The organism is Mycetocola sp. CAN_C7 (assembly GCF_015752285.1).
GTDB lineage: Bacteria > Actinomycetota > Actinomycetes > Actinomycetales > Microbacteriaceae > Mycetocola_A.
In genome coordinates this window covers 289,551-302,280 of record NZ_JADOUY010000003.1, presented here as the reverse complement: position 1 = coordinate 302,280, position 12,730 = coordinate 289,551, and the positions used below count along the sequence as shown (strand labels likewise).

Sequence of the window (12,730 nt, the reverse complement as noted above, 5' to 3'; positions counted from 1 at the left end):
GGTTACTTCTTGTCGCTCTCGGTCTCGTTCTCGTCATCGACGACTTCGGCGTCAACGACATCCTCATCGGATGTTGCTTCGGTCGGCTGCTCAGCACCCTCCGCCGGAGCGGATTCGGCCTGCTGCGCCTGCGCGTAGATTGCCTCGCCCAGCTTGACCTGGCTCTCGTTGAGCTTGTCGTACGCCGTCTTCACCGCGGCGTCATCATCACCGGCGAGGGCGGACTTCAGCGCGTCGACATCGCCCTGGACTTCGCTCTTGACGTCGTCGGGGAGTTTGTCGTCGTTTTCCTTGATGAGCTTGTCGATCGAGTAGGCGAGCTGCTCGGCCGTGTTGCGGGTCTCGGCTGCCTCACGGCGGGCCTTGTCCTCCGCAGCGTTCTCCTCTGCCTCGCGGACCATGCGCTCGATGTCTTCCTTCGCCAGCGAGGAACCGCCGGTGATGGTCATCGACTGCTCCTTGCCTGTCCCCTTGTCCTTCGCGGACACGTGGACGATGCCGTTGGCGTCGATGTCGAAGGTGACCTCGACCTGCGGGATGCCGCGGGGTGCCGGGGCGATACCCGTGAGCTCGAAGGTGCCGAGGTTCTTGTTGTCGCGGGTGAACTCGCGCTCGCCCTGGAAGACCTGGATCGCGACGGACGGCTGGTTGTCGTCCGCCGTGGTGAAGGTTTCACTGCGCTTGGTCGGGATGGCCGTGTTGCGCTCGATGAGCTTGGTCATGATGCCACCCTTGGTCTCGATACCGAGAGACAGCGGGGTCACGTCGATGAGCAGAACGTCCTTGCGCTCGCCCTTCAGCACACCGGCCTGGAGTGCGGCGCCGACTGCGACGACCTCGTCAGGGTTGACGCCCTTGTTGGGCTCCTGTCCACCGGTCTCTTCCTTCACAAGGGCCGAGACGGCGGGCATCCGAGTCGATCCACCGACGAGTACCACGTGCGCGATGTCGCCGACCTTGATCCCGGCTTCACGGATGACGTCCTGGAACGGCTTCTTGGTGCGGTCGAGGAGGTCGCTGGTCATCTGCTCGAACTGGGCGCAGGTGAGCGTCTCGTCGAGGTTCGCAGGGCCGTTCTCGGTGAGCGAGAGGTAGGGCAGCTGGATCGACGTCGACATGCTCGACGACAGTTCCTTCTTGGCCTGCTCTGCTGCTTCCTTGAGGCGCTGCTTGGCGATCTTGTCGTTCGAGACGTCAACGCCTGTGGTCTCCTTGAAACGCTTGATGAGGTGCTCGACGACGCGCTGGTCCCAGTCGTCTCCACCGAGGCGGTTGTCACCGGAGGTGGCACGCACCTGGATGGTTGAGAAGTCGTCGTCCTTGCCCACTTCGAGCAGCGAGACGTCAAACGTTCCACCACCGAGGTCGAAGACGAGAATGAGCTCGTCTTCTTTGCCCTTGTCGAGGCCGTAGGCGAGTGCAGCAGCGGTCGGCTCGTTGATGATGCGGAGCACGTTGAGGCCCGAGATCTCTCCGGCTTCCTTGGTGGCCTGGCGCTCGGCGTCGTTGAAGTAGGCGGGAACCGTGATGACGGCATCCGTCACCGTGTCGCCCAGGTACTGCTCGGCGTCGCGCTTGAGCTTGGCGAGGATGCGGGCCGAGATCTCCTGCGGGGTGTACTTCTTCTCGTCGACGGCGAAAGTCCAGTCCGTGCCCATGTGACGCTTCACAGAAGCGATGGTGCGGTCGACGTTGGTGACGGCCTGGCGCTTCGCGGTCTCACCGACGAGCACTTCACCGTCCTTGGTGTACGCAACGACCGACGGGGTGGTGCGGAGGCCCTCGGCGTTCGCGATGACGGTGGGCTCGCCACCCTCGAGGACGGCCACGACTGAGTTGGTGGTTCCGAGGTCGATTCCTACTGCACGTGCCATGTGTTTCTCTCTCCTTTAAGACCGTGACGGCCTGTTCCGAATGACAGCCGGGATGCGGCCTGAGTTCAGTTCGTGATCACCTCTCATAGTTGAGCGGCGATGGCTCAAGTTTACCGATCGCACATTCGCTGTCAACTTCTCCCAGCAAATCTTGAGCGAGACCGACTCAACTTTGAAGATCACCCGGCACCGGCACCGGCACGACAACGAGAAGGGAGCGGCTCCGCAGAACCGCTCCCCTGATCGATCGGATGCCGTCAATCGGTTCGCCGGATGGCCGCCGCGATCCCGGCAACCACGAGAACCGCGCCGACGGCGATGAGCCCTCCGATCAGCCAGGTCACCGGGTCAACGATCACGGGCATCACCGAGTTCGCGATCATGAACGCGGCGAAGCCGAGCAGGAGCACACCCCAGAAGATCGTGCCGAATCGCGCTGGCAGGCGGCTTTTCCTGGTTGCGGGCGTTTCAGGCGCCTCGGTCGTGTCCGGCTGGAACCAGCTCGACATGCTCTCCGCCTGTCGGCTGTCATCGATCGGGGAACTCGAGCCGATCGGGTCGGTTCGTTCGGTCGGCCCCGTCGAGCCGCCGGCGGTGACCGGTGGGATGGGTTCGGTCGGCCGGGTGGGGTTGGTGTCGCTCATCGTTCGCTTCCTTCTCTGCTGCCGAGGTTCACTCCGCCGGTGATCACCCAGATCCTCACGGTGGTGGTGTCTGGGGACCCTGTGTCACCGAACCGCACCTCATCGCGGTAGAACACCCCGCCACGGTCGTTGCGGCTACCGTCTTCGTTCACGTAGTTGAGGCCGGTGACGAGGCCATTCACCTCGATGACCACGGGAACGTCCGCGGGGACGACGACATCCAGGGTTCCGGCGCCGAGCCAGAGGTCGACCACCCCGCCGACCTCGGCAGACCGCGCATCGAGCCCGGTCAGGTCGAGGGTCGGCGAGCCGGCGACCATGGCAAAGCCGGTCGGACTCCCGACATCGGCGTCCGTGACCTGCCAGGTGGTGTTCCCGACCACAGAGACCGCCGTGCCACGCGGGAACACCCCGGTGAAGAGCATGGCGACGATGGCGACGACTGCGAAGAAGCCCAGAGCGCCGCTTTCTTTACCCCGGATGCCGGCGAGGATCGTTCCGATCGCCAGCACCCCGAGGGCGGTTCCGAGGCCGAGCATCAGCGCGGCGTTCGACCAGTCGCGATGTCCGACGAGAATCGGCATGAGCGTGCCGGCCACGACAGCGAGTCCGAGCCAGATCGAGACCCAGGCCGCTCCGGGCTGACGGCGGCGATACCGCTCCTCGTGATCGCGGCGCTGCTGAGCGCGCTCGGCGTCACGCTTTCGGCGCTGCGCCTCACGCTCGGCCGCTCCGGGCACCGGGGCGCTCTGGTGGGCGGCCGCCGGCGTGCCGTACCAGGTCGAGGTTGGGGCGGACGTCGCCGATGAAACCGTCGGCGCGGTCGGCACCTGCGCGGTCGGCGCGCTCGCGGCCTGAGCGGCCTGAGCGGTCGGGGCCTGAGCGGTCGAGGCCTGGCCATCCACCGTGGGGGCGGTCCGCATCGGATCGGCCGGTGCCGGATACGGCCTGGTCCCGTCGTTCGGTGTTGCCTGCGAAGTCCACGGCGTCCCCGTCGATGACGGGGCACCCACCCAGTAGCCCGCGTGGGAGGTGGGCGGAACGGAGTCGGCCCGCGGCATCCGCCGGACGAGCACGACGGTGAGCCAGATCAGGCCGCCGACGATGGCCAGGATCCAGCCCATCCGCAGGGTGGATTCGAGCCAGGCGGGCATGTCCCACCAGTCGGGAACGCCGCCCCACCAGAGTCCCTGCGCGAACGGCACGAAGGTGAGCAGGAGCACGACCCCGATGGCGATCATCGCCGGCTCGAACACTCCCTTGATCGCCTGCTCCAGGTAGATCCGCCCTCGCGGGTCAGGGATCAGTGCCCAGGCGACGGCGTAGAGGAAGAAGATCGGCCCGCCGAGGATGGCGACGACGATGAAGATGCCGCGGATGATCAGCGGGTCGAGCCGGGTGTGCGCGGCGATGCCGCCGGCCACACCGGCGAGCCAGTGGTCGTCTGACCGGCGGAGGTCGAACCCTCGGATCCAGTCGAAGAACGAACCGGCGCTCGAGGCGCTCGGCGTGCCCGGAGCAGATCCGGCCGGGCTTGAAGGTGCATCAGTCATGGTTCGAGTGTGGTCGAGCCTCCCGGCCGCTGCCATGGGGTATCCCCCTGATCCGTCCCTGAGATCGACCGGGGGCGGCTGTGCTCGCTCGGTCAGGGTGCTTGGATGGCTGGTATGGACACCCCCGTGATGACCAGGCCGACCGTGCGTCTCGTCGGTGGCGTCTGCGCGGGGTTCGCCGACCACACCGGTCTGCCTCTCGCCCTTGTGCGCACGGCAACCGTCGTCCTCGCCGTGTGCGGTGGCTCCGGTCTTCTGTTCTATGTCTGGCTGTGGGTGACGACTCCGACCAGAACGGATGCCCCCACCCCGGTCAAGCGCGCCCTCACCCGACCGACGGCGTCAGACGCTCCCACCGACCGGCTCGAGCCCGACCGCCGGAGGGCGCCGGTGACGGAGATCCTCCTCGGCCTCGCCCTCCTTGCCGCCGCCGGCGCGCTCGTGGCATCCCGTCTGGGAGCGGACCTGCCGCTCGCGTTCGTCATTCCGGCGATCGTGGTGCTCGCCGGAGCCGGTCTCGCCTGGCGGCAGTTCGACGACCTGCGGCGCCAGCGGTCATCGTCTTCCTCTGCGCTGCTCGTACGGGCGCTTGGCGCCCTCGTGCTCGTGGCGCTCGGCATCCTTCTTTTCTTCGTCACCGGCGACGAACCGAACCTGTGGACGGTGTTCTCTGCGGCACTCGCCGTGCTCGTCGGCGTGGCCATCGTCGTCGCGCCCTGGCTGGTGCGCCTCACCCGCGACCTCGCCGACGAACGCGCAGCGCGGGTGCGCGAGGCCGATCGCGCCGAGATCGCAGCGCACCTGCACGATTCCGTGCTGCAGACCCTGGCACTCATCCAGCAAAAAGCCGATCCGGCGAGCGAAGCCTCCCGTCTGGCGCGGGCACAGGAGCGCGAACTGCGCGACTGGCTCTTCGCCGGATCACCCGGAGCATCCGTCGATCTAGCAGACGAACTGCGTCGCATCGCCGCGGTGATCGAGCAGGAGTATGTCGCTCACATCGACGTCGTCGCCGCCGGCCAGAGCCCGAGCAGTGTGCCCGATGCCCTGCTCGGCGCAGCGCGCGAGGCGATGCTCAACGCGGCCAGGCACGCCGGCGGCACCGTCTCCGTGTACCTCGAATCCTCGCAGACCGCCGTCGAACTCACCGTGACGGACCGCGGACCCGGCCTGAACCTCGACGACATCCCTCACGACCGGATGGGTGTGCGCGATTCCATCCTCGGACGGATGCGACGGATCGGAGGTACCGCCGAACTCCGCCCGGGCCCCGGCGGTACCGGAACCGAAGTCCGCCTCCTCCTCCCCCTCACCGACGGAGCACTCCATGCCGACACCTGAACCGACGAGCACCGAACTCACCGTGGTCATCGTCGATGACCACTCGATCTTCCGGTCCGGCCTCCGCGCAGACCTGGCCGGCGACATCCGCGTCCTCGGTGAAGCGGCCACCGTCGACGAGGCCGTCGACCTCGTCACCGCGACCCAGCCGCAGGTCGTTCTTCTCGACGTGCACCTCCCCGGTGGAACCGGCGGGGGCGGTGCCGAGGTGATCCGCCGTTCGGCGACGCATGCTCCGCACACCCGGTTCTTGGCCCTGAGCGTGTCGGATGCCGCCGATGACGTGGTCACCGTCATCCGGAGCGGCGCCCGCGGTTACATCACGAAGAGCGCATCAGGGGCTGACGTCTCGAATGCCGCACGCCGCGTCGCCGACGGCGACGCCGTTTTCTCGCCACGGCTGGCCGGATTCGTGCTCGACGCGTTCGGTGCCGTCACCGGAGAGACGGCCGAGGCGTCTGACGAGCTCGACCGGCTATCTGCCCGCGAGCAGGAGGTGATGCGGCTCATCGCGCGAGGGTACGCATACAAGGAGGTCGCGTCGGCGCTCTTCATCTCGGTGAAGACCGTGGAAACCCACGTGTCGAGTGTGCTGCGCAAACTGCAGCTCTCATCGAGGCACGAGCTGACCGCGTGGGCACTCGAACGGAAACTCCTGTGACACCCCTCGCCACTAGGCTGACCGCATGAGTGACGCCACCCAGCCACCCGTCCCCCCGGCAGAGCCCAGCGCTCCGCCCCTGAATCCCGACCAGCACGGCCCCGACCAGCACGGTCAGCAGCAGGCGCAGCCGTATCAGAGCCAGTCGCACCACGGTCAGCCGTACCCGCAGCAGGGCCAGGCGTACTCGGGCCAGGCGTACCAGCAGCAGAGCCAGCCGTACCCGGGCCAGACATACCAGCAGCAGGGCCCTTACCCGCAGGCACCCTACGGGCAGGTTCCTCCCGGCTACCAGCAGCAGGGCTACTTTCCGCCGCCGTACGACCCGGAAGCGAAGAGCCGGATCGCCGCCGGACTGTTCGGGATCTTCCTCGGCGCTTTCGGCGTGCACCGCTTCTACCTCGGCTACGTCGGCCTTGGCCTCGTGCAACTGCTCCTCACCGTGCTTTCGTTCGGAGTGCTCGCGGTGGTCAGTTCGCTCTGGGGCCTCATCGAGGGCATCATGATCCTCGCCCGATCGAGCGGGTTCGTCACCGACGCGACCGGCCGGCCACTCCGCGACTAGCTGTACTGAGGCGCTGGCGGCATCACACACGCCGCCCCGCGACCAGCGGCATCCGCTCGTGCCACGTGACGCGAAAAATTTCACCTGCGCGCCAAGTGATGCCACTAGCCTGACCTCATGACGACGAACGCCAGCGACGGAACACCCGCGACCGTCGCGCCCGCTCTCTCGGAGGCACCCTCGAACATCAGCCCGAAACGGGTCTTCGCGTGGGGCCTGTGGGACTGGGGCTCTGCGGCGTTCAACGCAGTCGTGACCACGTTCGTCTTCACGGTGTACCTCACCTCCGACGCGTTCGGCGGCGAAGCTGTTGTTTCTGCCCAGCTCGGCTGGGCGCTCGCAGGCGCCGGTCTGCTCATTGCCGTGCTCGCACCGGTCACCGGCCAGCGGTCGGACAGTTCCGGGCGTCGCAAGTTCTGGCTGGCCGTCAACACCTACATCGTCGTCGCCCTGACCGCTGCCATGTTCTTCGTCGCCCCTGAGCAGCAGTACCTCTGGCTCGGCCTCTTCCTCGTCGCCGCCGGCAACGTCTTCTTCGAGTTCGCGGGCGTCAACTACAACGCCATGCTCGCCCAGGTCTCCACGCCTCGGACCGTCGGGCGGGTATCGGGCATCGGCTGGGGCCTCGGCTACCTCGGCGGCATCGTGCTCCTGCTCATCGTGTACTTCGGTCTCATCCAGCCCGAGGTCGGGCTGTTCGGGATCACCAGCGAGAACGCCATGGACATCCGGGTCACCGTGCTCATCTCGGCGATCTGGTTCGGGGTCTTCGCTCTGCCCGTTCTGCTCTCGGTTCCCGAATACAAAGGCGTCGGGGCTCGCCGGGCGAGGATCGGCTTCTTCGCGTCCTACCGCCGGCTGTTTGCCGACATTTCGCGGCTCTGGCACGAGAGCCGCCAGACCGTGTACTTCCTCATGGCGAGCGCTGTCTTCCGTGACGGCCTCGCCGGGGTCTTCACCTTCGGCGGCGTGCTCGCCGCCGGCTCGTTCGGCTTCTTAGCGGGCGAGGTCATCGTCTTCGCCATCGCCGCCAACGTCGTCGCCGGCATCTCGACGATGACCGTCGGACTGCTCGATGACCGGATCGGAGCGAAACCGGTGATCATGGCATCCCTCGTCGGACTCGTCATCGCGGGACTCGCGGTCTTCTTCTTCCACGATGGCGGCCAGGTCGTCTTCTGGACGTTCGGTCTGGCGCTATGCCTGTTCGTCGGACCGGCGCAGTCGGCATCCCGGTCGTTCCTGGCCCGTCTCATCCCGGCCGGACGCGAGGGAGAGGTGTTCGGTCTGTACGCCACGACGGGGCGCGCAGTGTCGTTCCTCGCCCCGACCGCTTTTGCCCTCTTCGTGACCTTCGGCGGCGCCCAGTACTGGGGCATCCTCGGCATCATTCTTGTCATTTTCGTCGGACTTCTGCTGCTCATCCCGGTGAACGCACACCAGCAGAAGCTGACGTAGGCTCGCTGCCGTCGGCGGAAAGATAGGATCTCTGCATGGCGGTCACCGACGAGGCAATTCTCAAGATCAAAGAGATGATCATCTCGGGTGCGCTCGGTCCCGGCGACCGATTGCCCCCTGAGAAGGAACTGTCCGAGCGGCTCGGACTGTCGCGCAGCTCGATGCGCGAAGCCGTGAAGGCCCTCGAGGTGATTCGCGTGCTCGACGTCCGCCGTGGCGATGGCACCTATGTCACCTCGCTCGAACCCCGCCTTCTGCTCGAGGCGATGTCGTTCGTGGTCGACCTGCACGACGATTCCTCGATTCTCGAGCTGTTCGCCGTGCGACGCATCCTCGAACCGGCGGCGGTCGCGCTTGCCAGCGGACGGATGACCGACAGCGCGATCGCCTCACTGCGCTCGCAGATCGAGGCCGTCGACAACAGCACGGATGTCGAGGGGCTCGTCGCCCACGACCTCGAGTTCCACGGTGCAATCGTCGCGATCGCAGGAAACGGGTACCTCACCAGCCTCATCGAATCGCTCTCGAGCCACACCGTGCGAGCCCGCATCTGGCGGGGTCTCACCCAGGAGAACTCGGTCGGACGCACCCTCGCCGAGCACCGCGCCATCGTCGACGCGCTCGAACGCGGAGACGCCGAGCTTGCCCAGGCGCTCACCGTCGTGCACATCTCGGGCGTGGAGCAGTGGCTCCGGGATGCGGTCGCCTGAGCCCCGCTCCTGCCGCCCCGCCCACATTCACTCGAACCCTGCAAATTCAGGAGATTCTGACCGACACGCCGCACGAGAGCGCTCTCATGCGGCGTGTCGCACAGGATCTCCTGAATTTGTCGCCCAACCCCGACAGTGCAGCTCCACGCAGGCAGCAGGCAGCGGGCACGCAGGCAGCAGGCGACAGCAGACGACGGATGCCGCTACGCCAGCCCCCGGGCAACCGCCGCATCGAACTCCGCCGACGACCGGTCGCTGACCTCGTGCTGCAGCGCTTCCAGCAGCACGCGGGGCGCCGCGGTGAAACAGGTGACGCCGTGCAAAGCCAGATCGACGATGTCGCCCGGACTCCGCAGGCTCGCGGCGAGCACCTCGGTGCCGCTTGCGGCCACCAACTCCTGCATGACGGAGATCTCGGAGAGTCCGTCCCTCCCCGCGTCGTTCAGACGCCCGAGGTACGGGGCGATATACCGGGCACCGAGCGTCGCAGCGGCGAGCGCCTGCGCAGGCGAGTACACGGCGGTCACCAGCACGTCGGCGCCGCGTCTGGCGAGAGCGGATGCCGCGGCGAAACCGATTCGCGTCGCAGGCACCTTCACGACAGCCTTGTCGCCGAGCGTGAGGATCGCATCCGCGTGTCCGAGCATCTCGGCCGTCGTCGCACCCCATGCCTGAAAAAAGATCTCCCGAGCGCCCTCCGCATCCCATCGGGCATAGAGCTCGGGAATGTCCGTCACCGTTCTGCCGCCCCGCTCGAGGATCGTCGGGTTGGTCGTCACGCCGTGCACGAGCCCGTCAGCCAGCAGTTCAGTGACCGCATCGACGTCGGCACTGTCGGCATAGAAACGGGGAACTGTCGTCATGGCTGCACCTTCGCGGTCGGGTTCTCGTCCGGGCAGCGTATCAAGTTCAGCCCGCAGGAACCTCACAGGCTGGCCCACCTGTCCGCTAATGTAATGACAGGCAAGAGGGCATCCATGACGGATGCCCGCGATGGGCGCAACGCCCTGCGAAAGGCAAGAATGAGCCAGACACAGTCGTCGGCATCCGCGCCAGGCGGCGTGCTGATCGTCGGCAGCATCACCGCAGACCTCACCACGTTCTCCTCCCGGCTGCCGGCCAGGGGGGAAACCATCCTCGGTGACGACTTCACCCTCGTGCTCGGCGGCAAGGGCGCGAATCAGGCCGTCGCGGCCGGGCTCGCCGGAGGCCACGCGCACATGGTCGGCTGCGTCGGCACCGACCTCTTCTCCGACCTCGTGACCGGTGGACTGCGTGATGCCGGCGTGCACATCGACCACGTCGTCGCTGTCCCCGGTCCGACGGGGATCGCCCACATCAGGGTCGACGACTCGGGCGAGAACGACATCGTCATGGTTCCGCTCGCCAATTCCTCCCTCAGCGAGACACAGATCGACGCCGCGTTCGACGCACTCGGCTCGACCTGCCGGGTACTGCTCACCCAGCTCGAGATCCCATGGGCACTCACGCAGTACGCCATCCGCAAAGCGCACGACTCCGGGCTCACCGTCGTGCTCGACCCTGCACCGGCCGCAACGCTCGACGAGAGCATCTGGCCATTGGTCGATATCGTGACGCCCAACGAGACCGAAGCGTCGATCCTCACCGGCATCGCCGTCACCGACGAGGCATCCGCCATCGAGGCCGGGCGCTGGTTCACAACACGAGGGGCGACAAGCGCGCTCATCACGATGGCCGCAGCGGGCGCCGTGCTCGTCACCGCCGACAGCGTCGACCGCTTCGACTCCATCCGGGTGGACGCGGTCGACACCACAGCAGCAGGCGATGCATTCGCCGGCTACCTCGGTGCGTCGCTCGCCGACGGATTCGACATCACGGATGCCATCCGTCGCGCCATCGCTGCCGGCGCGCTCACCGTCACCAGACGCGGCGCCTCCCCCAGCCTCCCTCACCGGGACGACGTCGACGCCCTCGCCGCGTCACAGAATGCGGGCATCCGATGAGAAGCACTCACACCACGATCAATCCGCAACTCTCGCGGATCATCTCAGAGACCGGGCACACCGACCTTCTCGTCGTCACGGACGCCGGCCTTCCGATCCCTGCCGGGTCCGAACGCGTCGACCTCGCATACCGGCCAGGCGACCCAGCGTTCTTCGACGTTCTCGACACGGTACTCGCCGAACTCGTCGTCGAAGGGGCCATCGTCTCGGCCGAGGTGGAGGAGCACAGCCCTGCCGTTCTGCAGGGGCTCCGCGAACGGCTCGAGCCGCTCGGCGTCACCATCGAACTCGTCCCGCACGCCGCGTTCAAGCTTCGGACCCACGACGCCCGCGCGTTCGTGCGCTCCGGCGAATTCACCCCGTACGCCAACGTCATCCTCCAGGCTGGCGTCGCGTACTAATCCTGCTCAGAATCGACCCCAGTGACTCTCACCACCGACCCTCCTGCCGACCACCGTGCCGACGTCGACCGCGGCACCGCCGCAGACATCGACCGGCAGGCTCCCGTGCCGATGTACCACCAGCTCAAGCATCGGATCATCGACGACATCGCCCGGCTCGGTCTGCGCCCCGGCGACCTGCTGCCAGGAGAGCACCGCCTCTGTGAGCAGTTCGGGGTGTCACGCACGGTTGTGAGGCAGGCGCTCTCGCAGCTCGAACACCAGGGAGTGATCGAACGGGTGAAAGGCAAGGGCACGTTCGTCGCCCACCAGAAGACGCCGGAGAGCCTGGTCCACACCCTGACCGGTCTCTACGAAGAGGTCGCCGCCCGCGGCGGTCACGTGCACAGCGATGTGCGCATGCAGCAGGTCGCTCCTGCCAGTGACGAGGTGGCGGATGCCCTCAGCGTCGCGCCAGGCGCACCCGTCGTCGTCATCGAACGACTCCGGCATGTCGACGACGAGCCATGGTCCTGGTCGACGACGTACCTCCCGCACCAGATCGGCCTGCTGGTGCTCGACGCCGACCTGCGCGACCAGTCGCTTTACGCGCTTCTCGCGACCCACGGCATCCGAGCGGTTCGCGGCGTGCGCTCCGCCGAGGCCACATCGGCGACCGAGGAGCAGGGCGCTCTGCTCGGGGTGGGTAGCGGACAGGCGCTGCTCGTTCTGCGCAGCGTCGGCTACGACGAGAACGACCGGCCGATGGAGTATTTCGTCGCGTACCATCGCGGCGATCGCAGCAGGTTCGAGTTCCATCTGAACGCCTCAGCAGACGATCCCAGTACGGCGTCTCTGCGTCACACCCGACTGGGCTGAGTATCGATACATCCAGTTAGCCTGTAATTACATGTGACATGTAATTACAGGCTAAAGTAGGAACAGCAGCACCGCGGCTGCGCCGACCGAGGAGAGACCGTGCCGTCCTATTCCGCCCTTCCCGTGCCGCCGATGAGCATCCGTTTCGACCCAGCGGGCGGAACTCTCCAGCCCGAGGGACCGACGCTGACTCGTCGTATGTCTGACCTCGATGGGCTCTTCCGCGATCACGCCGCCTGGGAACAGGCCGTCGCAGACGGCGATCCGGTCGTCTACTCCGTGGTCTCGTCACGGGTGCCCGAGGTGGAGCGAGAACTGCCGCAGTCGATCACGACCATCCAACCGGGCGCGACGGCCGGCGAACTCTGGATGACGAAAGGGCACCAGCACCCCAACCACCAGGGTGAAATCTACCTCGGCATTTCCGGCCACGGCGGACTGCTTCTGTTCAACGGCACCGAAACCGAATGGGTCGACATGACTCCAGGGACGATCGGCTACATGCCGCCAGGCTGGGCGCACCGCAGCATCAACGTCGGCGACGAACCGTACTCGTTCCTCGCCGTGTACCCCGGGGGCGCCGGCCACGACTACGGCTGGGTGCTCGAACACGGGATGGGTCGGCGCGTTCTCTCCGGTGCATCCGGCGTCGAATTCGTCGACTACGACGCGAGCTGATC

The 12,730-nt window shown here is 66.8% G+C and carries 13 protein-coding genes; 9 read left to right on the top strand and 4 right to left on the bottom strand.

The genetic code is table 11. The features are described 5' to 3' along the window. Positions 1-2 precede the first annotated feature (2 nt). The 3 genes from dnaK to IWX78_RS08125 form a co-directional block, all read right to left on the bottom strand. Complete coding sequence (gene dnaK, locus IWX78_RS08135; protein ID WP_196833018.1) at positions 3-1,874, bottom strand: molecular chaperone DnaK; 1,872 nt, start codon at positions 1,872-1,874, stop codon at positions 3-5. Between the two features lie 257 nt (positions 1,875-2,131). Beyond that, positions 2,132-2,518: a hypothetical protein gene (locus IWX78_RS08130; RefSeq protein ID WP_196833017.1), complete on the bottom strand. Its 387-nt coding sequence runs from the start codon at positions 2,516-2,518 to the stop codon at positions 2,132-2,134. After that, positions 2,515-4,071 (bottom strand): PspC domain-containing protein, encoded by a 1,557-nt coding sequence (locus tag IWX78_RS08125; RefSeq protein WP_196833016.1) that lies wholly within the window; start codon positions 4,069-4,071, stop codon positions 2,515-2,517. Before IWX78_RS08125 ends, IWX78_RS08130 begins: the two co-directional genes overlap by 4 nt. A 114-nt stretch (positions 4,072-4,185) precedes the next feature. On the opposite strand from IWX78_RS08125, the gene IWX78_RS08120 reads away from it, so the two are divergent. The 5 genes from IWX78_RS08120 to IWX78_RS08100 all read left to right on the top strand — a co-directional run bounded on the left by IWX78_RS08120 (position 4,186) and on the right by IWX78_RS08100 (position 8,806). Next, complete coding sequence (locus IWX78_RS08120; protein ID WP_196833015.1) at positions 4,186-5,412, top strand: ATP-binding protein; 1,227 nt, start codon at positions 4,186-4,188, stop codon at positions 5,410-5,412. After that, complete coding sequence (locus IWX78_RS08115; protein WP_196833014.1) at positions 5,399-6,073, top strand: LuxR C-terminal-related transcriptional regulator; 675 nt, start codon at positions 5,399-5,401, stop codon at positions 6,071-6,073. Before IWX78_RS08120 ends, IWX78_RS08115 begins: the two co-directional genes overlap by 14 nt. A gap of 25 nt (positions 6,074-6,098) precedes the next feature. Then, positions 6,099-6,638, top strand: a complete 540-nt coding sequence (locus IWX78_RS08110) for a TM2 domain-containing protein (RefSeq protein WP_196833013.1) — start codon at positions 6,099-6,101, stop codon at positions 6,636-6,638. 117 nt (positions 6,639-6,755) lie between these two features. Beyond that, positions 6,756-8,096, top strand: a complete 1,341-nt coding sequence (locus IWX78_RS08105; protein WP_196833012.1) for an MFS transporter — start codon at positions 6,756-6,758, stop codon at positions 8,094-8,096. Between the two features lie 35 nt (positions 8,097-8,131). Continuing rightward, positions 8,132-8,806: a FadR/GntR family transcriptional regulator gene (locus IWX78_RS08100; protein WP_196833011.1), complete on the top strand. Its 675-nt coding sequence runs from the start codon at positions 8,132-8,134 to the stop codon at positions 8,804-8,806. A gap of 203 nt (positions 8,807-9,009) precedes the next feature. Here IWX78_RS08100 and IWX78_RS08095 read toward each other — a convergent pair whose 3' ends face one another. Continuing rightward, positions 9,010-9,669 carry a transaldolase family protein gene (locus IWX78_RS08095; RefSeq protein ID WP_196833010.1) on the bottom strand — a complete coding sequence of 220 codons (660 nt, stop codon included), beginning with the start codon at positions 9,667-9,669 and terminating at the stop codon, positions 9,010-9,012. A 93-nt stretch (positions 9,670-9,762) separates the two neighbouring features. Here IWX78_RS08095 and IWX78_RS08090 point away from each other — a divergent pair, with 93 nt between their 5' ends. The 4 genes from IWX78_RS08090 to IWX78_RS08075 all read left to right on the top strand — a co-directional run bounded on the left by IWX78_RS08090 (position 9,763) and on the right by IWX78_RS08075 (position 12,728). Continuing rightward, positions 9,763-10,791 (top strand): ribokinase, encoded by a 1,029-nt coding sequence (locus tag IWX78_RS08090; protein WP_334684636.1) that lies wholly within the window; start codon positions 9,763-9,765, stop codon positions 10,789-10,791. Then, on the top strand, positions 10,788-11,192 hold the full coding sequence (rbsD, locus tag IWX78_RS08085) for a D-ribose pyranase (protein ID WP_196833009.1): 405 nt from the start codon (positions 10,788-10,790) through the stop codon (positions 11,190-11,192). The genes IWX78_RS08090 and rbsD overlap by 4 nt, the downstream gene beginning before the upstream one ends. A 21-nt stretch (positions 11,193-11,213) precedes the next feature. After that, positions 11,214-12,050 (top strand): GntR family transcriptional regulator, encoded by an 837-nt coding sequence (locus tag IWX78_RS08080; RefSeq protein WP_334684635.1) that lies wholly within the window; start codon positions 11,214-11,216, stop codon positions 12,048-12,050. A gap of 99 nt (positions 12,051-12,149) precedes the next feature. After that, positions 12,150-12,728, top strand: coding sequence for a glucose-6-phosphate isomerase family protein (locus tag IWX78_RS08075; RefSeq protein ID WP_334684634.1), 579 nt, complete (start codon positions 12,150-12,152; stop codon positions 12,726-12,728). Positions 12,729-12,730: the final 2 nt, after the last annotated feature.